Annotated in this window: 18 protein-coding genes; 9 read left to right on the plus strand and 9 right to left on the minus strand. The window is 61.6% G+C overall.

Going from position 1 to position 20,770, the window contains the following annotated elements; translation table 11 throughout:
• Nucleotides 1–34: 34 nt before the first annotated feature.
• On the minus strand, nucleotides 35–580 hold the full coding sequence (locus ACESMZ_RS00515; RefSeq protein ID WP_372972065.1) for a chorismate--pyruvate lyase family protein: 546 nt from the start codon (nucleotides 578–580) through the stop codon (nucleotides 35–37).
• A gap of 10 nt (nucleotides 581–590) precedes the next feature.
• Nucleotides 591–1,148: a hypoxanthine-guanine phosphoribosyltransferase gene (locus tag ACESMZ_RS00520; protein WP_372956149.1), complete on the minus strand. Its 558-nt coding sequence runs from the start codon at nucleotides 1,146–1,148 to the stop codon at nucleotides 591–593.
• Between the two features lie 282 nt (nucleotides 1,149–1,430).
• Between ACESMZ_RS00520 and ACESMZ_RS00525 the strand changes: the two genes are divergently transcribed.
• The 3 genes from ACESMZ_RS00525 to ACESMZ_RS00535 all read left to right on the plus strand — a co-directional run bounded on the left by ACESMZ_RS00525 (nucleotide 1,431) and on the right by ACESMZ_RS00535 (nucleotide 3,790).
• Complete coding sequence (locus ACESMZ_RS00525; RefSeq protein WP_372956150.1) at nucleotides 1,431–1,598, plus strand: rubredoxin; 168 nt, start codon at nucleotides 1,431–1,433, stop codon at nucleotides 1,596–1,598.
• A 13-nt stretch (nucleotides 1,599–1,611) separates the two neighbouring features.
• A complete protein-coding gene (locus tag ACESMZ_RS00530; RefSeq protein ID WP_372956151.1) occupies nucleotides 1,612–2,781 on the plus strand; it encodes an FAD-dependent oxidoreductase in 1,170 nt (389 codons plus the stop codon).
• Nucleotides 2,782–2,920: 139 nt separating this feature from the next.
• The gene (locus ACESMZ_RS00535) at nucleotides 2,921–3,790 is read left to right on the plus strand and encodes an acyl-CoA thioesterase (RefSeq protein WP_372956152.1); all 870 of its coding nucleotides are present in this window, start codon (nucleotides 2,921–2,923) and stop codon (nucleotides 3,788–3,790) included.
• Nucleotides 3,791–3,848: 58 nt separating this feature from the next.
• On the opposite strand, the gene ACESMZ_RS00540 is transcribed toward ACESMZ_RS00535, so the two are convergent.
• Nucleotides 3,849–6,392, minus strand: coding sequence for an EAL domain-containing protein (locus ACESMZ_RS00540; protein ID WP_372956153.1), 2,544 nt, complete (start codon nucleotides 6,390–6,392; stop codon nucleotides 3,849–3,851).
• A 162-nt stretch (nucleotides 6,393–6,554) separates the two neighbouring features.
• Entirely contained in the window at nucleotides 6,555–7,007 is a 453-nt protein-coding gene (locus tag ACESMZ_RS00545) for a flavodoxin domain-containing protein (RefSeq protein ID WP_372956154.1), read from the minus strand.
• Nucleotides 7,008–7,204: 197 nt separating this feature from the next.
• Between ACESMZ_RS00545 and ACESMZ_RS00550 the strand changes: the two genes are divergently transcribed.
• Nucleotides 7,205–8,767 (plus strand): inorganic phosphate transporter, encoded by a 1,563-nt coding sequence (locus ACESMZ_RS00550; RefSeq protein WP_372956155.1) that lies wholly within the window; start codon nucleotides 7,205–7,207, stop codon nucleotides 8,765–8,767.
• Nucleotides 8,768–8,901: 134 nt separating this feature from the next.
• Nucleotides 8,902–9,168, plus strand: a complete 267-nt coding sequence (locus ACESMZ_RS00555; protein WP_372956156.1) for a hypothetical protein — start codon at nucleotides 8,902–8,904, stop codon at nucleotides 9,166–9,168.
• Nucleotides 9,169–9,381: 213 nt separating this feature from the next.
• Here ACESMZ_RS00555 and panP read toward each other — a convergent pair whose 3' ends face one another.
• From panP to ACESMZ_RS00570, 3 genes are all read right to left on the minus strand, one after another.
• Nucleotides 9,382–11,052 (minus strand): pyridoxal-dependent aspartate 1-decarboxylase PanP, encoded by a 1,671-nt coding sequence (gene panP / locus ACESMZ_RS00560; RefSeq protein ID WP_372956157.1) that lies wholly within the window; start codon nucleotides 11,050–11,052, stop codon nucleotides 9,382–9,384.
• A gap of 222 nt (nucleotides 11,053–11,274) precedes the next feature.
• Nucleotides 11,275–11,616, minus strand: coding sequence for a DUF503 domain-containing protein (locus ACESMZ_RS00565; protein ID WP_372956158.1), 342 nt, complete (start codon nucleotides 11,614–11,616; stop codon nucleotides 11,275–11,277).
• Nucleotides 11,609–13,315, minus strand: a complete 1,707-nt coding sequence (locus ACESMZ_RS00570) for an isovaleryl-CoA dehydrogenase (RefSeq protein ID WP_372956159.1) — start codon at nucleotides 13,313–13,315, stop codon at nucleotides 11,609–11,611. The genes ACESMZ_RS00565 and ACESMZ_RS00570 overlap by 8 nt, the downstream gene beginning before the upstream one ends.
• Nucleotides 13,316–13,600: 285 nt before the next feature.
• Between ACESMZ_RS00570 and ACESMZ_RS00575 the strand changes: the two genes are divergently transcribed.
• From ACESMZ_RS00575 to ACESMZ_RS00590, 4 genes are all read left to right on the plus strand, one after another.
• On the plus strand, nucleotides 13,601–13,822 hold the full coding sequence (locus tag ACESMZ_RS00575; RefSeq protein ID WP_372956160.1) for a hypothetical protein: 222 nt from the start codon (nucleotides 13,601–13,603) through the stop codon (nucleotides 13,820–13,822).
• A gap of 216 nt (nucleotides 13,823–14,038) precedes the next feature.
• The gene (gene hemB / locus ACESMZ_RS00580) at nucleotides 14,039–15,049 is read left to right on the plus strand and encodes a porphobilinogen synthase (protein WP_372956161.1); all 1,011 of its coding nucleotides are present in this window, start codon (nucleotides 14,039–14,041) and stop codon (nucleotides 15,047–15,049) included.
• A gap of 7 nt (nucleotides 15,050–15,056) precedes the next feature.
• Entirely contained in the window at nucleotides 15,057–17,186 is a 2,130-nt protein-coding gene (gene ppk1, locus ACESMZ_RS00585; RefSeq protein ID WP_372956264.1) for a polyphosphate kinase 1, read from the plus strand.
• A gap of 147 nt (nucleotides 17,187–17,333) precedes the next feature.
• Entirely contained in the window at nucleotides 17,334–18,647 is a 1,314-nt protein-coding gene (locus tag ACESMZ_RS00590; protein WP_372972066.1) for a DUF945 family protein, read from the plus strand.
• 88 nt (nucleotides 18,648–18,735) lie between these two features.
• On the opposite strand, the gene coaD is transcribed toward ACESMZ_RS00590, so the two are convergent.
• Entirely contained in the window at nucleotides 18,736–19,212 is a 477-nt protein-coding gene (gene coaD / locus ACESMZ_RS00595; protein ID WP_372956163.1) for a pantetheine-phosphate adenylyltransferase, read from the minus strand.
• 71 nt (nucleotides 19,213–19,283) lie between these two features.
• A complete protein-coding gene (locus ACESMZ_RS00600) occupies nucleotides 19,284–20,729 on the minus strand; it encodes a coniferyl aldehyde dehydrogenase (protein WP_372956164.1) in 1,446 nt (481 codons plus the stop codon).
• Between the last annotated feature and the right edge of the window lie 41 nt (nucleotides 20,730–20,770).

Genomic DNA, 20,770 nt, shown 5'->3' on the forward strand with positions numbered 1-20,770 from the left:
AGTTTAGCATTATCTTCAGTGAGGATTGACCGGGTCAGAGCGGCTGTTCCAGCAGTGCCGGCAGAAAATACTCCCCCACCAGCAGGCCGTGATTATCGCTGGCGAACACGGATCGCCTTGCGTAACAGGGCTGGTCTTCGGTCAGGGGCTGGCAGAGCCCGGTCTGCAGTGGGCCCCGGGTCCACTCCCGGTGACTGAACAGCCAGGCACCCAACGGGGTCCGGCCCAGGTGTCGCAGGCGACGCCCGCGTCCCTCCAGGGTGGCGAGCGGGATAATGGTGCGGGCCAGAACCCAGGGGTTGCCGTCTCCGCACAGGCGGACCTCGCGAATCCAGGCCTGCTGCCGGTGGGGGATGCCCAGGGTCAGGGCTTCCTCGGAACCCGGCGTGGCAAAGCCTTCATTGGCAACTTCCACATGGAAGCGGTTTCGGCATCGCAATTGCAAGTGACGGGTAAGCGATCCCTCCGCCTGCAGCCAGAAGGAAGCGTTACCCCGCAGTTCCGGCTGCCGCAGGCAGGCCTGGCGGAACGAGTCATACCAGCGGGTCGGGGGTACGGTGGATGCACCGGGGTGGAGCATCCGCGCAGGCTCAGAGTCCCTTGACGGCATAGATCCCCGGAGCGTTGCGCCAGTACCCCTTGTAGTCCATGCCGAAGCCGAACAGAAAGCGGTCTTCCACTTCCAGCCCGGTAAAGTCCGCCTTCAGGCCGGGGCGGGCCTTGCGCTCATGCTGCTTGTCTACCAGCACGGCAGTAAGCACCTCGCTGGCGCCATGGGCGGCGCAGTAGTCGGCAATGGCGTTGAGGGTGGTGCCTTCATCGAGGATGTCATCGACGATCAGGACCGTGCGGCCGTTCATGTCCGCCTCGGGGCGCAGCTTCCACTCAAGGATGCCGCCGGTGGTTTCCTGGCGATACCGGGTGGCGTGGAGGTACTCCGCCTGTATCGGAAACTTCAGCCGGGGCAGCAGCTGGCCGGTGAGGATCAGGCCGCCGTTCATGACACAGAACAGCAGCGGGTTGCTGTCCTTCAGGGCCGTGGTTATCTGCCCGGCCATGGTGTCGATGGCCTGGTAGACCTGCTCTTCCGATACCAGGCAGTCGGCTTCCGCCATTACCTGGTTCATCTCGTCGACGGTGTCGGTCATAGTCGTCGGTCCTGTCGTAAAACGCGCAAGTATAGCGAAGTTGATGGTCTTAAGGGAGGGTCACCGCGTATCCGCAAAGTACGCAATAACCGGAAGAGCTGGTCTCCCTTCCGGTGTCTTCGGTCACCTGCTACGGAAACCGGACCGGGCATTACCGAATCGTTCAGGTGAAACAGTATTCCTTTGGTGGTATGCCCGCTATGCGTATTATGGGCGCTGACAGGGCTCCCGGTGAGTACGCCCGGAGCGAGTTACAGCGATTGATTGTTCAGGAGGGCAGGCGTGAAAAAGTGGCAGTGCGTGGTATGTGGTTTTATCTATGACGAGGCAGAAGGCTGGCCGGAGGACGGTATTGCGCCGGGAACGGCCTGGGAAGATGTACCGGAAGACTGGGAGTGCCCGGACTGCGGCGTCGGCAAGGAAGACTTTGAAATGATCGAAATTGCCTGAGGGAGCGAAGGCCATGACGCAAAGCGCACCGGTAGTGATCATCGGCAGCGGGCTGGCGGGATACACCCTCGCCCGGGAAATTCGCAAGCGTGACAAGGATCTGCCATTGATGATGATCACGGCGGACGATGGAGTCAGCTATTCCAAGCCGATGCTGTCCACCGGCTTTACCAAGGGCAAGCTTGCCGATGAACTGGCCCAGGCAGACGCGGGCACCATGGCGGAGCAGCTGGCCACGGAGCTTCGCACCCACACGAGGGTGACCGCAATCGATCCCGGCGCTCATGAGATCCACATCGGTGACGAGCGACTGCGTTACCGCCAGCTGGCACTGGCATGGGGCGCGGATGTGGTTCGCCTGCCCGATGCTGTGAGTGGCAGCCCCTTTGTCTGCTCGATCAACGATCTTGAGGATTACCGGCAGTTCCGCCGCCACCTGGAGGGCCGCCGCCGGGTCATCCTGCTGGGCGCGGGCCTGATCGGCTGCGAATACGCCAATGACCTGCGCAACGGAGGCTATGATGTCACCGTGGTGGCACCGTCGGAACAGGTGATGCCAGGGCTGTTGCCGGAGGCCGCCGCCTCGGCAGTCCAGGCTGCTCTGGAGGCGGAGGGTGTGACCTTCCACCTTGGGGTGGCGGCGGAAGCCGTGACCGGGGACGGGGAGACAGCCCAGGTGCGCCTTAACGACGGTGCTATGCTGCAGGGAGACGTGGTGGTATCAGCGGTTGGCCTGCGTCCGCGAACACGCCTGGCAAGGGACGCGGGGCTGGAGGTCAGGGAAGGTATTGTCACCGATCGGCAGATGGCCACCAGCGCGCCGGACATCTACGCGCTGGGGGACTGTGCCGAAGTGGAGGGGAATGTGCTGATGTATGTCATGCCCCTGATGGCGTCCGCCCGGGCCCTGGCTGCCACGCTGACCGGTGAGCCCACGCCGGTCCAGTGGGGTGCCATGCCGGTGATGGTCAAGACGCCCTGTTGTCCGGTGGCAGTTGTGCCCCCGCCGCTGGCGGAAGACGGTGCATGGCAGGTGGAGCGCGAGGGCAACAATGTCCGCGCCCTGTATCACGACGGCAGCGGAGCGTTGCTTGGTTTTGCCCTGACCGGCGACCGGGTTATCGAAAAACAGGCACTGGCGAGGGAGGTGCCGCCCGTGCTGACGCCGCTGTCCGCGTCGTGAGCGGCGCTTGCACCGGGTCAAGGGATCCGGTAGAAATTACCGCTTCGTAAGCTAAGGGTCTGCCAGGCAGGCCCCTGATTTTACGGACGGACAGAAGGCACGGCGACAGCGCCGGCCAAACGATTTATCAGGAGCAGGCATGCTGGACGTTACCAGAGCACTGGTTGAATTAATGGATCTTGCGCCCATCGGCGATGATCACTTTCAGGGTCAGAGTGAAGACCTGGGTTTCCCCAATCTCTTCGGTGGCCACGTGCTGGGCCAGGCGCTGATGGCGACTACCCGCACCATTGAAGATCGCATGCCCCACTCCATGCACGCGTATTTCCTGCGTCCCGGAAACGCCCGGGCGCCCATTGACTATGAGGTGCAGCGTGTCCGGGATGGCGGCAGCTTCTCGGTACGCCGGGTAATCGCCCGTCAGGAAGGCAAGGAAATTCTCACCGGTTCGGTTTCCTTCCAGGTGGAGGAGGAAGGGTTCGATCACCAGATCGAGATGCCGGATGTGCCGGCCCCGCAGTCCCTTAAAACCGAACAGGAGCTGAACCGGGATCTGCTCGACCGGATTCCGGAGAAATTCCACAGCCAGCTTACCCGTAACCGGCCCATCGAGATCCGGCCCATTGACCCCATCAATCCCCTGGATCCGGACAAGCGCTCGCCCCACAAACAGAGCTGGTTCCGGGCCCAGGGTGACTTACCGGACGACCGGATTCTGCACTGTTGTCTGCTGGCCTATGCCTCGGACTTCGCGTTCCTCGGCACCTCGCTCAATCCCCACGGCGTTACCTTCATGACGCCCAGCATGCAGGTAGCCAGCCTGGACCATGCCATCTGGTTCCACCGGGACCTGCGCATGGACGACTGGCTGCTCTACGACAAGGACAGCCCCAGTGCGGCCGGCGGCCGTGGTTTCAATCGCGGCAGTGTGTTTAACCAGGATGGTGTACTGGTCGCCTCCACGGCCCAGGAGGCCCTGATTCGCCGGAGAAAACCGTCCGGCAAGTGATGCCCGGGCCAGTCGCCGGCGTCGGTGGCTGGGCTGGTTCTCTGCAGGCAGGCCCCGGTCAGAGCGCGGAAGTACCGGCGGCCGGTCGAAGCTGGCTGATCAGGTCCGCCAGGGGTTGGGGTCTGGCCAGTACATAACCCTGAATCATGTCACAGCCCATCTCCCTCAGCAGCTCCGTGGTTTCCTCGTCTTCCACCCCTTCGGCCACCACCTGGTAACCCAGGCTGTGGCACATGTCGATGGTGGTCTTGACGATAATGCGGTCATCGGTGTGGGACAAAAGGTCGGTGATCAGTGAACGGTCGATTTTCACTTCGCAGGCGGGCAACTGCTTGATATAGGAAAGCGAGGAATAGCCAGAGCCAAAGTCGTCGATGGCCAGGGGGATGCCCGCATAGTCCAGGGAGCGCAGGGTGCGCATGGAGTTGGCCGGGTCCTGCATCATGGACGTCTCGGTTACCTCCAGGATCAGGCGGCCCCGGTGCTGGTGATGGCTGGTCATCAGGCGCTGTACGAACAGCGGAAAGTCCCTTTCCCGCAGGTTGTTGGGCGAGATGTTGATGGCCACGGTCAGGTCCAGCCCCGCCTCCATCAACACCCGGCGGGCACCCAGGGCCTGCTCCATAACCCAGCGTGTCAGCGGCCGGATCAGGCCGCTTTGCTCCGCCACCGCGATGATCTGGTCAGCAAACACCGCCGGCTGGCGCCCGGGCCAGCGGATCAGCGCTTCCACGCCGACGATCTCGTTACGCTTCAGACAGCGCTTGGGCTGGTACCAGAGCGCCAGCTGGTTTTCATCGATAGCCCGGCGCAGTTCCGTGACCAGGGTCAGGCGTTCCGGGCTGTAAGGATCCCGGGCCGGATCGTAATAGGCCAGCCCCTTCTCCCGGGCGATGGGCGTTTCCTGGGCCACGTAGGCCTGTCTCACCAGCGTATTCAGGTCCTTGCCATGGTCCGGGAACAGGGCTACCCCGATGCAGCAGTCCATGGGCACCTGCATGCCCAGGTAGTCGATGGGCTCCTGCAACTGCTCCATGCTGCGGGCCATCTGCCGGGGATTGGCCGCAGCGGTGTCGGCATTCATGAGATAGGCAAAGGTGGAAGGCTCCAGCACCGCCAGGCAGTCCTGGTCGTTGGGCCCGATGGGTTCGATACCCGGCAGGTCCCGGGCAATCTGGTGCAGGCGCAGGCTGACCAGTTCCAGCAATCGGTCCGAGTTGCGGTGGCCCAGGGTCTTGGTCACCGCTGCCAGATTGTCGAGTTTGACAACGCATACGGCCCAGCGACCCCCGGGAGACAAATGAAGTTTCTCACTGGCATTGAGCTCGAAGCAGGCCCGGTTGGGTAGCTGGGTGAGGGGATCCCGCATGGCCTGGTCCATCACCCGTTGCTCGGCCCGGCGCTGGGCCGACACGGCCGCCAGCTCGGCCTCCCGGGAACGGGTGCGGGACTCCCGCTCCTGGTAGATACGGTTGGCCAGGGCCATGGTGAGCACCACCGCCTGCAGGGTTGAGCCCAGCTGCAGGCCGTAGGTGGTTATAAAGCTATTGGACAGCAGCCCGTACATGTTGGCGCCGGTAACCAGGCAACCCAGGGTCAGCGCACCCCAGGCCAGCGTATAGATACCTGATTGCGGATGGCCCCGCACCCAGAGCACCGGGCCAATCATGGCCAGCACCAGGCAGGTCACCAGCCCGACGGATACTGAAAACCAGATGGAAAGGTTGTAGTCCAGCACCGCCACGCCAATCAACGCGACCAGGTTGATATAAAGAGAGCCCTGCACCGCGTAGTAAACCCATCCACCGACCTGTTTCAGGCGCAGGAAGGCCCGGGAGAACAGGACAATGGATATCAGCGCCAGGGGAATGGCAACCAGAATGCTGTAATTCTGCAGGGTCGGGCTACCGGGCCAGAGCACCGGGTAGGTCACGCCTCGAAGCGAGGCGAGCAGTAGCAGGAAGCTGGCCGTGGTGGCCAGGTAATAGAGGTAGATTTTCTCCCGCAGCGAGATGAACACCGCCAGGCTGAACAGGGTGATGGTGACCAGGGTTCCGTAATAAAGGGAGTGGAGCTGGTCTTCCCGGGACAGTTTCAGAAACAGTTCGCCGGTGCCGGCCAGTTCCATGGGAACATGGTGCGCGCCCTCAGTCTGGACCCGCAGCAGAATTTGCTGGCTGGCGCCCGGCTCGTCCGGAATCGGAAACAGGAAGTTGGGATGGGTCAGCGGTCGCTGGCTGAAGGGAAGGCGGTCACCGGTTCGTGTGACATCGCCGGGTTCCCCGTCGGTGACCAGCCAGAACCGTATATCGTCCAGGTGTGGATAGGCGATTTCCAGGATGCGGCGGCTGTCCCCCGGCGGCAGATCCATTCGATACCAGAAAGTGTCGGTTTCGTAGCCGAAATTCGGTGTGCTTCCGGGCAGGGTCTGCCAGTGGTCGCTGGCAAGGGCTTGTTCGGGAGACAGGGTGGCCTGGTCAGGCGCCAGGCGCAGGTATTCAATGGGCTGCAGGGGGGCGGCTTCGGTGTTGATGGCCCAGCTTGCCGGGGAAACCAGGCAGAGGAACACCAGCAGAGATGTCAGTATCGCTGTTCGCTGCACAGAAACCCTGTCGTGTATTTGTTTCGGAAAGCATAGGTAGGCTGAGTATCAGCATTACAAAACGCTTACACAAGCGTCATGTTGCCACCAAGTGTTGCAGAATGGTGCCAGTGTGTAACCGGATGTTGTGTGACAGGGTTCGCGATGTAACCTTTGGCCCGTTTACTGTCGGGCCTGTTCCAGCCATTGCCTGGCCCAGGGCAGGGCTTCCGCTTCCGGCTCCATGGTTTCCATGGCGTCAATCCGCAGGGTATCACCCACCTTGCGGGCAGCGACTTCCAGCAGGGCTTCTTCCATCAGGTCGCCGGCGCCGCAGAACGTCTCGCCATAGGAGCTGTCCCCCAGCACGATGATGCCGAACGGGCGTCCATTCTGCAGGGGCAGGGTGTCACGCAGCTCCACGTAGAACGGCAGGAGGTTTTCGGGTACTTCGCCCTGGCCAGTGGTGGAGGTGCACACCAGCACCGGGCCGGTGGTGTCCGTCAGGCTGGCGAGCGTTGGCTTTTCGTGCACGGTGATCCGGATCTGGTCGCTGGACAGTTCATCACGGATCTTGCGGGCGGTCATCAGGGCGCCGCCGTAAACACTTCCTATCAGGATCTGAACATCGGTCATGGGTTACCTCGGTACTGGGCTGGGGAGGCGACATCTTAGCGAGCGGCCCCCGGCCTCTCAACCGGTACGGTATTGGCCGCGCAGCAGGGGCCAGTCAGGGCGTCTATACTCGCCTACAAATCGCGGGTGGTTTATTTCAATTTGATGTCAGAAATTTTATAGTGCCGCCCACCCATTTGCTGCATGAGAAACCCGTTATGGCGAAATCATCCGGATTCATGGACCAGGTGCTGACCAGCCAGACGACGGAACGTTACCGCATTGGCATCAGCCTTATCTTCCTCGCAATCGTCGGGCTGGTGGTCACCCAGATCGGTGGAGACATGACCGGCAAGCCGCTACTGGTTGCGGCGGCTGTGATCGCGGGCTATATGGCCATCAATATCGGCGCCAATGACGTGGCCAACAACGTGGGCCCGGCCGTGGGGTCCGGCGCCATCTCCCTGTTTGCCGCGGTCCTGCTTGCGGCGGTGTTCGAAGCCGCCGGAGCCATCGTCGCAGGGGGCGACGTGGTCTCCACCATCAAGGGCGGGATCATCGCTCCCGAGCGGCTGGATGACGTGAACACCTTTGTCTGGCTGATGACTGCGGCCCTGCTGGCGGGCGCCCTGTGGCTCAACCTGGCGACCTGGATGGGCGCACCGGTCTCCACGACACATTCCATCGTCGGGGGCGTTCTGGGTGCCGGGATCGCCGCCGGCGGCTGGGGCATTGCGGACTGGTCGGTGATGGCCAAGATCGCCGCCAGCTGGGTGATTTCGCCCGCCCTGGGTGGTCTGATCGCCGCTTTTTTCCTCTACGTCATCAAGAAAACCATTCTGTACCAGGGGGATCTGGTGGCCAGCGCCCGCCGGTTTGTCCCCTGGCTGGTGGCGATCATGGCCTGGGCCTTTGGCACCTACCTGATGATCAAGGGCGTCAAGAAGATCGTTGCAGTGGATTTTCTCGGGGCCACGCTGGTGGGCCTGGTTGTGGCGGCCCTGGTGTTCGTTCTGGTTCGGGTAAGGGTCAGCCGACGAGCGGCCACCATGGAGAACAACACCGACGGGGTTAACGCCCTGTTTGTCTGGCCGCTGATCTTCGCTGCGGGGCTGTTGAGCTTTGCCCATGGTGCCAATGATGTGGCCAACGCCATCGGCCCGCTTGCGGCGATCAATGATGCCCTGGCGGCTTCCAGTATTGTCTCCGACGCCTCCATTCCCCTGTGGGTCATGATGGTGGGGGCCCTGGGCCTGTCCGTGGGTCTGTTATTGTTCGGTCCCCGGGTGATCAAGGTGGTGGGTTCCGAGATTACCGAGCTGGACAAGACCCGGGCCTTTTGTGTGGCCCTGTCGGCAGCGCTGACTGTTATCCTGGCCTCCCAGCTGGGGCTGCCGGTTAGCTCCACCCATATCGCCATCGGTGGGGTGTTCGGTGTGGGCTTCCTGCGGGAATACCTCAAGCGCAGCTACGCCAGCCAGATTCACACCATGCTGGATCGGCACGACGAAGAAGAGCGGGCACGCCTGCAGCCCTTCCTGGATGATTTCCGCAACGCCACCGTGGAGGAAATGGAAGCCCTGCTGAAAGAGGCGCGCAAGCACAAGCAGGACATTCCCCTGTCCAAGAAGGAACGCAAGCGCCTCAAGAAGATCTACCGTGAGGAGCTGGTCAAGCGCTCCCACCTGATCCGTATCGCGGCGGCCTGGGTCATTACCGTACCCGTGTCCGCGATTCTGGCGGCTATCCTGTACTTCACCATCCGTGGCTTGATGATCTGATCCTGTCCCCGGCAGGCTGCAAGTCAGCAGTCCTGCCGGAGTTTCCGGTGTGAGCGAGGCTGCCGCTGGCCGTGGTGGCAGCGAATGCTGCATACTCTTATCTGTCCTTTCCCTGAACTTTTCCGGAGATGTCTATGAGCACAGCAAATGAAAGCCGTCAGGCGAAGGTGATTGGCGAGCTGCGGGTCTTTATCAAGAAGGTACTGAGTGATCCTACCGTGGCGGTAAAATGCGTTGAGGTGGCCCGCAAGCACCGTGGCAAGCCGGATGCTCACCAGCTGATCGCTGACGAGATTAGCGCCTCGACCACGGTTCGTATTCCCGAGAACTGGAGTGAGGCGGACAAGATGTTCCTGGAGATCCTGGACGACGTGCTGGATGACGAGGAGGCGCTTTACTGATCTTCTTCAAGGCGTGTCTTCATGTTCTTGAGCATGGCCGGGCAGGTGAGGGTGGTTTTTCCGCCGCAATTCAGGGGCCGTCCCTGGCGCCCGCCTTGCTCCGGGCCATCCATGGCCCTGCTCCAAAACCACCCTCACCCACCCGACCTCGGGCAGCGGAGTGGCCTGCTCAGCACCTGACAAGTGTGCATAGTCGCTGCAATTGAAGGTCGATCAGGCTCGCTTGGCGACAGACTTCCCCAGTACAGCCTCAGTGTGCTGATAAAGAATGTCCATCTCATCCTTCAGCCCCGGCACACCAGCCAGCTCTTTCTGCTCTTCCAGGATATCGTGGAGGATTTCCTTCGTGGTCAGCGGGTTGGCCAGGACCACCCGGAACACGATGCATGGGAAATGGCCATAACGGGCCGGCTCCAGCCGGGTCCGGGAGACAAATGCCTTGCCCCGCTCCCGCTGGGTTTTCTGGATGAACTTGGTCACCCGGTTCAGGCTCATGTTGATGCGCTCGGCCTGCTCCGGGCTTGCCGCAGCCAGGGCCTGTTGTACCCGGGCGGGGGCATAGCGGTAAGTGAGAATGTTCAGTTCCGGTTCAGTGACCAGCTCGAAGTCCGGCTCCTCCCGGATCATGTCCGCAAAGGTGCGGGCCTTTTCGATACCCTGGTTGATCAGTATCTCGTAGCCTTCCCTCGCCAGGATCTTCAGGCCCGAGTGGATCAGCATGGCCATACCGGGGCGGGAGCCTTCCAGGGTGGTGCTGCCCAGGTCCCGGGACCCCTTCCGGATGATGTACTGGGCATGGTGCTCCACCGCACTGGCCATGGTGGGATCACGGAACACGACGAGGCCGACGCCCATGGGTACATAAAGTTGCTTGTGGGCATCAAAGGTAACCGAATCGGCTTTTTCGATGCCCCGCATCAGGTGCGAATGCTGGCGGGAAAACAGGGTTGGCCCGCCCCATGCAGCATCCACGTGGAAGTGGGCGCCGAACTCACGGGCGACGTCCGACATGGCATCCAGCGGGTCAACGTTACCGGTCTCGGTGGTGCCCGCAATGCCGCAGATGGCCATGATCTTGACCTTCTGGCGCTGCAGTTCCAGGCACTTGTCCCGCAGGGCGTCGATCTGGATGCGGTTCTCGTCATCGGTGTCGATGGGGATCAGGGCGTCACGGCCCAGGCCCAGCACGTCGGCGGCCTTGCGCAGGGAGTAATGCCCCCGCCGGGAAACCAGGATGGCGATACCTTCGTGGCCATAGTATTTGAGCGCCCGGAACAGCCCCTCCTGATGCAGGCCGCGGAAACTGCCTTCAGCCGGAAAGGCCCGGTTGCGGGCCACCCAGAGGGCAGTCAGGTTGGCCACGGTGCCACCGGAGCACATGGCGCCCAGGGCATGGCGGGGATCGTGCATCCACTTGCGATAGTAGGCCCCATCCTGCTGGTACACCAGCCGGTGAATCATGCCCAGCACCTGGCGCTCCATGGGCGTAAAGGCCTTGGAGGTTTCGGTCTTCACCAGGTTCTGGTTCAGGGCGATCATGATCTTGGACAGCGGCAGCATGAAATAGGGTAGTGCCGAGGTCATGTGCCCGATAAAGCTGGGGGAGGCGGTGTGAACCGAGTTGGCCACCAGCTTGTCGAGAAGGAACTGGGCCTGCTCGGATACAAAGATGGGCTTTTCGGGGATGGCAGAGTCGGAAAAGTTCTTCTCCACCTCGCTGAGGTCGCGCTCGACCGCAACAATATGCTCCTGCAGGAAACCGGCAAGGTTGCCCGAGATATTCTGGTCGATCCGGCTCAGGGTGGATTCGGGGGCCTCGGGTACGGTGAATACCCGGTACATGGCCTCTACCGACGCCTGGGCTGACTTTTTCTTACCGGTCATACGCGCCACACAATCAGTGGGATCCCCGGGGCGGTTCCTGATGCCCGGCGAATTCAGCGGAACAATCAACAGGGGTTGCGGTCCTAAACCCCTGTATGGGACAGGCTCCGGCGCTTGCGACGGGAGCTGCCAGTCCGTGGTCAGGGCCGCGTAGTATACGGCGTCACGCGTCGTATTGCCAAGCGAGCGCCTGCTCGATGAATGCCCCTCCGGTATCCCTGCCTACAGCAGTTCGCGATGGACCTCCAGAACCGGTGCGTCAATGCGTTGCTCGATGGCCTTCTCCACCTGGTCCAGGCGAGCGGTCAGTTGCTGTGACGTGCCGCCGATGGCGACCACGCTCCACACGGCGCTGTCCAGGGCCTCGAAATCGCCGGTCTCGGCCACCGCCAGGTCCGGTTCCTTGCCCCAGACAGCGCGCATGGGGGTGAACGCCTTGCGCTTGGCCTTCAGGTCCTCAATGCCATAAAGCTGAAATTGCAGGGTCACAATGCCGATATGGGGCGTGATGGTGGCAGGCGCGGTTTCCCGCGCCGCCAGCAACTGCCGGAACTTCTCAGACATGGGGTGTGGCTCTCTCGATAATGGCCTTGGCATCCACGCCCGGGGGCAGGGTGCCGATGTTATGCATTCCCTGGCCGGCGATTCGTGATCCGCAGTAGGCATCGGCGACCGGCGCCGGGGCGTTGCGGATCAGCAACGAGGCCTGCAGGGACACCGCCAGCCGGTCCACCAGGTCCCTTGCCTGGAAGGCGATCGCCTGGGGGTTGCGTACTGCTGCGCTGAAGTCCTGTTGCAGCTGGTCGACAAAAACGTCAAAGCGCTGGTCGCTGCCACGGGCCAGGTTTACTTCCGCCATGAATGCGTCCAGGCTTTCCGGAGATTTCTGCAGTGCCCGCAGGGTGTCAAGGCACTGCACATTGCCGGAGCCCTCCCAGATGGCGTTGACCGGTGACTCCCGGAACAGTCGGGGCATGATGCAGTCTTCCATTACCCCACTGCCGCCGATGCACTCCATGGCCTCATAGGCCTGGTTGGGGGTGCGTTTGCAGATCCAGTACTTGCCCACCGGGGTGGCCAACCGGAGGAACAGTTTCTCCTGTTCGTCGTCAGGTGCGTCCAGGGCCCGGGCAACGCGCATGGTCAGGGCCATGGCTGCCTCGCTCTCAACCGCCAGATCTGCCAGCACATTCTGCATCAGGGGCTGTTCGCTCAGCCGGGCGCCGAATGCACTGCGATGATGGCAGTGATGCAGCGCCTGGGCGGTGGCCTGGCGCATGCCCGAGGAGCTGCCGATCATGCAGTCGAACCGGGTCATGGCCACCATCTCGATAATGGTGGGAACGCCACGGCCTTCCTCGCCCACCATCCAGCCGAGGGCGCCGCGGAGTTCCGCCTCGCTGGAAGCATTGGCGACATTCCCCATCTTGTTCTTGAGGCGCTGGATCTGCCACGGATTCTTGCTGCCATCCGGCAGCCAGCGGGGCATCAGGAAGCAGGATAGTCCACCGGGGGCCTGGGCCAGTACCAGAAAGGCGTCGCACATGGGCGCGGACACAAACCACTTGTGCCCCACCAGTTCATAGGCCTGGCCGGGGCCTTCCTTGCCGGTGGGCAGGGCGCGGGTGGTGTTGGCCCGCACGTCGCTGCCGCCCTGTTTCTCCGTCATGGCCATGCCGATAGTGACCGACTGCTTCTCGCTGTCCGGCACATTACGGGGGTCGTAGTCGCGGTGAAGGATTTTCGGTGCCCAGACCTCGGCCAGTTCAGGCTGTTTCATGATGGATGGCATGGCGGCAAAGGTCATGGTGATGGGGCAACCATGGGCCGCCTCCACCTGGGTATGGAGGTAGTACCTGGCCGCGCGGGCGACATGGGCACCCTTGCCGGGCTGCTGCCAGGGGCTGCTGTGCAGTCCATGCTCCATGGCGAGGCGCATCAGTTCGTGATAGGCCGGGTGGAAGCGGACCTCGTCAATGCGGTGGCCGAAACGGTCATGGGTATGAAACGTCGGCTTGTTGTCGTTGGCGAGAAACCCCAGTTCGATGGTTTCCCGGCGTCCCGCCAGCTCACCGAAGGCCTCCAGGTCGGCCCGGGCCCAGTCGGCACCTTCCCGCTCGACAGCCTCCTGCAGGGCCCGGTCCTGCAGGAACAGGTTGTAGTTTTCCAGCGCCGGGGGCTGATTCAGCACCTCATGGGTCTGGGCCAGCCAGGGGTCCGGCTCAAAAGACGGTTCGGGGGTGTTTGGCTGCTTGGCATTCATGTCGAGCCTCATCGTTTTATCTGTTTGTATTTGTTTTAAAAAAATATGGTCATTCGGGCACGCAACTGCGAGTTACAAAAAGTTACAAAAAAGCTTTTGCAACAAGATAGCGCTGTCATTCAAAGACGATTATAAAGACGCCAAGGCCCCCATGCACGCAATGCCTCGGGCGCCGATCAGGAAACGGTAGTCGGCCATGCCGGTGCGCGTTTCATTGAATACAGGGGGCCGGAATCGAAGGGTTTTCGTTGACGGTCCCCGGGTCTTCGCTGATGGAGAGTAGCCATGAGTGAATTCGACGAAAACAGCCTGGAGTCCTCAGGCGGCTGGAACGACTCGGAAGACAATCATTCAGTCGCGGGACGGGCGCGCATTCGGGCCCAGCTGGAGGCGGATATCCAGGCTTTCCTGAGCCAGGGTGGCCAGATCCAGGAAGTGGACACCAGTTTCCGGGCAGACGTTCCCCGCAAGGTGGAAGTTGGTTTCAACAACCGCAGCCTGTCCTAAAACCTCTCCCCCTGCGTTCCGGTTGTGGACACCGCCTGAGCGCAGTGCTCTGATCCGTCGGGAAGCTCACCCTTTAGGGTGGGTTTCCCGTTTTTCTGGCCTGATCCGGGTGTTGCCCTGACCCGGCGATATGCCCTCTTATGTTCCGGTTCATCCCCCGGTAATATCCTGACGTGTATGATAGACGGTTAAACAACCCAGTTATGGAGGCATTCCGTGTTTTCACTCCCGAACCGCCGTTATCCCAGGACCCGCCTTCGCAGGAACCGTGTGGACGATTTTTCCCGCCGACTGGTGCGGGAGAACCAGCTCAGCGCGGATAACCTGATCTACCCGGTCTTTGTGCTGGAAGGCGAAGGGCAGCGGGAAGCGGTGCCCTCCATGCCGGGAGTAGAGCGTCTGAGCATCGACCTCCTGCTTGAGCACGCGGAGGAAGTGGTTGCGCTGGGCATTCCCGCGTTGGCCCTGTTCCCGGTGGTTCCGGTTGAAAAAAAGGATCTGGAAGGTTCTGGTGCATGGGACCCGGAAGGCCTGGCCCAGCGTGCCACGCGGGCGCTCAAGGGTCGTTTCCCGGAGCTGGGTGTGATTACCGATGTCGCTCTCGACCCCTTTACCACCCACGGCCAGGACGGCATTCTCGATGAGAACGGTTATGTGCTGAATGATCGCACCGTGGAAGCCCTGGTGAAGCAGGCCCTGTCCCACGCCGATGCGGGCGCCGATATGGTGGCGCCCTCGGATATGATGGATGGCCGCATAGCCGGGATCCGTGATGCGCTCGAGGCGGCCGGCCACGTGAACACCCGCATCCTCGCCTATTCCGCCAAGTATGCCTCGTCCTACTATGGCCCATTCCGGGATGCGGTAGGTTCTGCCGGTAACCTGGGCAAGGGCAGCAAGGAAACCTACCAGATGGACCCCGCCAACAGTGATGAGGCGTTGCACGAGGTGGCCATGGACCTGGCTGAAGGTGCCGACATGGTCATGATCAAGCCGGGCATGCCTTACCTGGATATTGTTCACCGGGTGAAAACCGAGTTGCAGGTGCCTACCTTTGTCTACCAGGTCAGTGGTGAGTACGCCATGCACATGGCGGCGGCTGAAAATGGCTGGCTGGATGGCGACAAGGTGATGATGGAAAGCCTGGTGGCCATGCGCCGGGCCGGGGCGGACGGAATTCTGACTTATTTTGCGGTACGGGCGGCACGCCTGTTGAAAGGAGTCTGACATGGCCATGAATCCGGTTCCGGAGGTGAGCAAGGTGGGCGAGGTGGCAGCCGTACCCGAGCCCGTGGAGGTACCCGAGCAAGTGCTGGACCTCACCGCCCGGGAGAACTACTTCAACCGGGAGCTCAGCCACCTGCAGTTCAACTACCGGGTGCTGCAGCAGGCGCTGGATGAGCATCATCCGCTGGTCAACCGGCTGATCTTCCTCTGCATCTTCAGTTCCAACATGGACGAATTCTTCGAGATCCGTGTTGCGGGCCTGCGTCAGCAAATGAAATACGGCCGCGAAATGGTCGGGCCTGACGGCATGCTGCCGGAGCAGGTGCTGGCGGAAATCAGTCAGGTGGCCCATGAGTACATCAGCGAGCAGTACGACATTCTCAACAAGGTGCTGATTCCGGAGATGGAACAGCAGAATATCCATTTTGTCCGTCGCCGGGACTGGACCCCGGCGCAGACTGAATGGGTACGCCAGTACTTCGAGGATGAGATACTGCCGGTGGTCAATCCCATCGGGCTGGACCCGTCCCACCCGTTCCCGCGACTGGTTAACAAGAGCCTTAACTTTATTGTCGAGCTTGATGGCAAGGATGCGTTTGGCCGCGAGACGGGTATGGCCATCGTGCCGGCGCCCCGTTCACTGCCCCGGCTGGTGAGGCTGCCGGATGATGTCTGCGACGGGGGCGACAACCTGGTGTTCCTGTCGTCCATGATCCACGCCCATGCGGATGAGCTGTTCCCGGGCATGGAGGTCAAGGGCTGCTACCAGTTTCGCCTGACCCGGAATGCGGACCTCGAGCTGGAAGACGACCTGGAAGACCTGGCCTCGGCGCTGCGGGGCGAGCTGCTCAGCCGCCGTTTCGGCGACGGTGTGCGCCTGGAAGTGGCAGACAACTGCCCGGAAGAGCTGGTGCAGTTCCTGTTGCACCAGTTCGGTCTCACCGAGCGGGACCTCTACAAGGTGCACGGGCCGGTGAACCTGACTCGGCTGATGGCGGTCAGTGGCCTGGTGAACCGGCCTGACCTGACCTACCCGGGTTTCTCTCCGGCGCTGCCGAAGCAGATTCGCAACAAGGAAGTGATCTTCGACGCCATCCGCAAGCAGCCCATTCTGATGCTGCACCCCTACGAAAGCTTCACGCCGGTGATCGACTTCCTGCGCCAGGCCGCCAAGGATCCCCAGGTGCTCGCGATCCGCCAGACTCTGTACCGTACCGGCGCCGATTCCGAGATTGTTGAGGCGCTGATGGACGCCGCCCGCCGGGGCAAGGAGGTCACCGCCGTCATCGAGTTGCGGGCCCGTTTCGACGAAGCCGAAAACCTGGAGCTGGCCAGTCGCCTGCAGGAAGCTGGCGTGGTAGTGGTCTACGGTGTGGTGGGGTACAAGACCCACGCCAAGATGATTCTGATTGTCCGCCGGGAAGAGGGCCGCCTGAGGCGTTACGTGCACCTGGGCACCGGTAACTACCATGCCGGCAACGCCCGGCTGTATACCGACTACAGCTTCCTGTCCGCGGACGACGCCCTGGGGGACGACGTCAACAAGCTGTTCCAGCAGCTTACCGGCATGGGCAAGGCCCTGAAGATCAAGAAGCTCTTCCATGCGCCCTTTACCCTGCACCGGCGTATAATCGAACTGATCGACCGGGAAGCCGAGTACGGGGAGAGGGGCCATATCATTTTCAAGTTCAATGCCCTGACCGATCCCGGCGTCATGCTTGCCCTGTACCGTGCCTCCCAGGCGGGTGTGAAGATCGATCTGATCATCCGGGGCATCTGCTGCCTGCGCCCCGGCGTTCCAGGCTTGTCCGAGAATATTCAGGTCCGGTCCATTGTCGGGCGCTTCCTGGAGCACACCCGGGTCTACTGGTTCGGCAATAACGGCAAGCCGGAAGTGTACTGCTCCAGCGCCGATGGTATGGTCCGCAACCTGGTGAACCGGGTTGAGGTGGCGTTCCCGGTGGAGGACAGGGACCTGGTTGCGCGGCTGAAAGATGACCTTGATGCCTGTTTACGTGACAACTGTCAGAGCTGGGTCTTGCAGCCCGACGGCCGTTACCTGCAAAATCAGCCGGCACCGGATGAAGAGCGCTTTGCATCCCAGCTGGTCCTGCTGGAGCGGCTGACTGCCAAGTGATCGACGCCGGTCTCGTCGCCCGTCCTTTTGCCAGTTCCCCGGTATGGTTGTGGGGGTTCCCGGGAAAGCGCGGGCAGGATCAGTAGACAGGGAAGTCAGGGTGTTGCGTGGTAACGCTCCACTGACTCCCTGAGTTGGAGCAAGGACATGAAAAAAGTATGGATCATTGCCGGCGGCTTGGTCGTGGTGGCAGCGGTTTCTGCCCCATGGGCCGTGGGAAAGCTGACGGAACAGCACTGGCAGTCTGCCACTGAACAGTTCAACGCCTCTCAGCCTTATTTCGTGATGGAGACCGACGTCTACGAGCGGGGCTACCTGGGTTCCGAGGCCCGCGGCCAGCTGTTTGCCGTTGACCCGGATACCGGCGAACGCTATCCGGTGGGCTGGACCGGCGATATCTCCCATGGTGTTACCAGCAGCACCATCGATTTCGAATTTGATTTCGCCGACGATGCCGGCATGGAAGCGGTTTTTCCTGACGAGAAGCCCACCGTTACCGTCACCACCAGCGCCTGGGGTTCTTCGCTGGTGGAGCTGAATGTGCCAGCCATCGACTACATCGACGACAGCAGCGGTGAGTCCCTCAACGTCTCCGCAAGCTACGCCACCCTGAACATCAGTGATAACGGCGAAACCCTGGATGCAAAAATGCAGTTGCCCGGGCTGGTGCTTCGGGCGCCGGATGGGCGCCTGTCCATGGAAAACCTTACCCTGGACCAGCATGCGAGCCTGCTTACCGGCAAGCTGTGGACCGGTGATGCAACGGTAACCCTGGACAAGGTATCGGTCGCCAGCCGGGATGAGCCAGAGCTGGTACTGGAAGATATCAGGATGGTCAGCAATTCCGAGGCAGACAGCTCCGCTGAGCAGTTCGGTGTAACCACGTCCCTGACCCTGGAAACTGTAAGCTACGGTGACGAAGCCCAAGGTCCGCACCGCTTTGAATTTGGTCTGTCGGACGTCAGCGTGGCAGCCTGGAACAACCTGCTTGAGTCCGTCAGTGAACTCCAGGCCATGAGTGCCGGCTCTGCCAGTGACCCCCAGCAGGCTTTCGAGCAGCAGATGCAGGCAACGATGGCGCTTACCGGCAGTATCGAGGCGATGATGGCTGATGGCCTCTCCAGCCACGCTGACCTGGACCTGAGCTCACCGGAAGGTCCGGTGACCGGTCGCCTGACCATTTCCCATCCCGAGCAGGAAGATGGCGAGCCGGTGCCGCTGATGATGATCGCCCGGACCATCGAGGGCGAGATGTCAGTGAAGCTGCCCAGGGCCCTGGCGGATCGCTATCCGGAGCTGGGTGAGGAGCTGATGCCGCTGCTGATCCAGGGGCTGTTGGTGGAAGAAGGCGACTTCTACGTGATGGAGGCTTCGCTGAACAATATGATGGTCAACCTCAATGGCAACGAGATGCCCCTTCCTGTACCGGGCATGGGTGGTGGTTTGTCACCGCAGATGTAGGTGGTGCTGTCATCGTGATACGGAAAAGCCGGGCCCTTGCGGGGTCCGGCTTTTTTCTGGGCGTTGCCAGACGGTTGTGCAGGGGCTATCAGGCAAACTTGGCCTTCAGGGCGTCCTGCACCGTCGGTGTGACAAACTCGGACACATCGCCGCCAAGGGAGGCAATCTCCCGGATCAGGGATGAGGAGATGTACGACAGGTGGTTGGACGGGGTCAGGAATACGCTTTCCACTTCCGGAGCCAGGTGGCGGTTCATGTCTGCCAGCTGGAATTCATACTCGAAATCGGAAACCGCCCGCAGGCCCCGCAACAGGACGGTGGCATTCTGCTGCCGGACGAAATCGGCCAGCAGGTTGTCAAAGCCCACTACCCGGATGTTGTCCAAGTGCGCCGTGGACTGTTCCGCCAGCCTGACCCGCTCCTCCAGCGTGAACAGGGGGTTTTTCTTGGAGCTGAAGGCAACGGCAATTACCACCTCATCAAACAGGCGCCTGGCGCGTTCCACCAGATCGATATGGCCATTGGTGATGGGGTCAAAGGTTCCCGGGTAAATTACCGTTGTCATTGGCGTTACTCCTCGCTCGTCTCAGGGCTGGTCATTGGGGTGTGATACGTCAAACAAGTCGACGCACTACACTAGCGAATAAAGAATCGATAGACCAGTTTGTGCAAGGTCCCACCGTGGGGCGGGTAGATCAGCTTGCCACTGTTGATCTTCTGCTTGCTGAACACCGCCCGGGCGTGGGAGAAGGTCAGAAAGCCTTCCTTGCCGTGGTAGTGCCCCATCCCTGAATCGCCAATGCCGCCGAAGGGCAGGTCGTCCTGGGCAACGTGCATAAGGGCGTCGTTGATGCACACCCCGCCGGAATGGGTGCCCGCCAGCAGGCGCTTCTGCTCATCCCGGTCATAGCCGAAGTAGTACAGGGCCAGCGGTCTCGGGCGACGGTTGATAAACCCCATGGCATCTTCCAGTCCCTTGCTGGCCACGACGGGCAGCAGCGGCCCGAAGATCTCGTCCTGCATCACTTTCATGTCTTCGGTGGGATCAAGCACCAGGGTGACAGGCATCTTGCGGCAGCCATCCTCGAAATGCTCGCCGGCGGGGTTGATCTCGACGATCCGGGCGCCCTTGCTGCGGGCATCCGCGAGATACTCCTGCAGGCGCTGGTATTGGCGCTCGTTGATAATGCCGGTGTAGTCCGGGTTGTCCCGCAGGGTGGGGTACATCCGCGCCATGGCATCCTGGAACGCATCCACAAAGGCATTGATGCGGTCAGAGGGGCACAGCACGTAATCCGGTGCCACGCAGGTCTGACCGGCATTGAGGGCCTTGCCGAAGGCGATGCGTTCAGCCGCGTCACCCATGGGCACGTCGCCGGATATGACGGCCGGCGACTTGCCGCCGAGTTCCAGGGTGACCGGGGTCAGGTTCTCCGAGGCGGCTTTCATGACCAACCGGCCCACCGTGGTGGAACCGGTGAACAGCAGGTGGTCAAAGGGGCTGGCCGAGAAATCCGCTGCGACATCCGCCTCTCCGTTGATGACCGCCACCAGGTCCCGCGGGAAGGTAGCCTCCACCAGGTGGGCCAGCAGGGCTGATGTATAGGGTGTGAACTCGGACATCTTGATCATGGCCCGGTTGCCCGCAGCCATCGCTGCGACCAGTGGCCCCACGGCCAGGTACAGGGGATAGTTCCAGGGCACGATGATGCCAACGACGCCCTTGGGCTGGTAATACACCTTGTTGCTGGCCGGCTGGAACAGCATGGACACGTTGCGCCGTTCTGGCTGCATCCAGCCCTTCAGGTTCTTCATGGCGTAGTTGATGCCTTCCACCGACGGGATAACCTCGGCGATCAGGGTCTCGTCCCTGGAGCGGCCGTTGAAGTCCTTGTCGATGGCCTCGCAGAACTGTTCCTGGTGTGCCAGCAGAGCCTTCTTCAGGCGTTGCAGGTTATCCAGACGCTCACTCAGCGATGGCAGGGGGTTGCGGCTGAAGGCCTGTTTCTGCTCAGCCAGTACCCGGGCGGTCAGCTGGATCTGCTTTTTGCTCTCGTTCAGGGGAACAACGGTTGCGGTCATGTCCAATTCCTCGGGTAAAGGGAACTTTCTGGTGAAAGTTT

It is taken from the genome of Marinobacter sp., assembly GCF_041690615.1.
Classification (GTDB): domain Bacteria; phylum Pseudomonadota; class Gammaproteobacteria; order Pseudomonadales; family Oleiphilaceae; genus Marinobacter.

Coding starts and splice junctions, on each gene's coding strand:
- ACESMZ_RS00515 (WP_372972065.1), bottom strand. CDS start 580: ATGCTCCACCCCGGTGCATCCACCGTACCCCCGACCCGCTGGTATGAC.
- ACESMZ_RS00520 (WP_372956149.1), bottom strand. CDS start 1,148: ATGACCGACACCGTCGACGAGATGAACCAGGTAATGGCGGAAGCCGAC.
- ACESMZ_RS00530 (WP_372956151.1), top strand. CDS start 1,612: ATGACGCAAAGCGCACCGGTAGTGATCATCGGCAGCGGGCTGGCGGGA.
- ACESMZ_RS00535 (WP_372956152.1), top strand. CDS start 2,921: ATGCTGGACGTTACCAGAGCACTGGTTGAATTAATGGATCTTGCGCCC.
- ACESMZ_RS00545 (WP_372956154.1), bottom strand. CDS start 7,007: ATGACCGATGTTCAGATCCTGATAGGAAGTGTTTACGGCGGCGCCCTG.
- ACESMZ_RS00550 (WP_372956155.1), top strand. CDS start 7,205: ATGGCGAAATCATCCGGATTCATGGACCAGGTGCTGACCAGCCAGACG.
- ACESMZ_RS00555 (WP_372956156.1), top strand. CDS start 8,902: ATGAGCACAGCAAATGAAAGCCGTCAGGCGAAGGTGATTGGCGAGCTG.
- panP (WP_372956157.1), bottom strand. CDS start 11,052: ATGACCGGTAAGAAAAAGTCAGCCCAGGCGTCGGTAGAGGCCATGTAC.
- ACESMZ_RS00565 (WP_372956158.1), bottom strand. CDS start 11,616: ATGTCTGAGAAGTTCCGGCAGTTGCTGGCGGCGCGGGAAACCGCGCCT.
- ACESMZ_RS00570 (WP_372956159.1), bottom strand. CDS start 13,315: ATGAATGCCAAGCAGCCAAACACCCCCGAACCGTCTTTTGAGCCGGAC.
- ACESMZ_RS00575 (WP_372956160.1), top strand. CDS start 13,601: ATGAGTGAATTCGACGAAAACAGCCTGGAGTCCTCAGGCGGCTGGAAC.
- ppk1 (WP_372956264.1), top strand. CDS start 15,057: ATGAATCCGGTTCCGGAGGTGAGCAAGGTGGGCGAGGTGGCAGCCGTA.
- ACESMZ_RS00590 (WP_372972066.1), top strand. CDS start 17,334: ATGAAAAAAGTATGGATCATTGCCGGCGGCTTGGTCGTGGTGGCAGCG.
- coaD (WP_372956163.1), bottom strand. CDS start 19,212: ATGACAACGGTAATTTACCCGGGAACCTTTGACCCCATCACCAATGGC.
- ACESMZ_RS00600 (WP_372956164.1), bottom strand. CDS start 20,729: ATGACCGCAACCGTTGTTCCCCTGAACGAGAGCAAAAAGCAGATCCAG.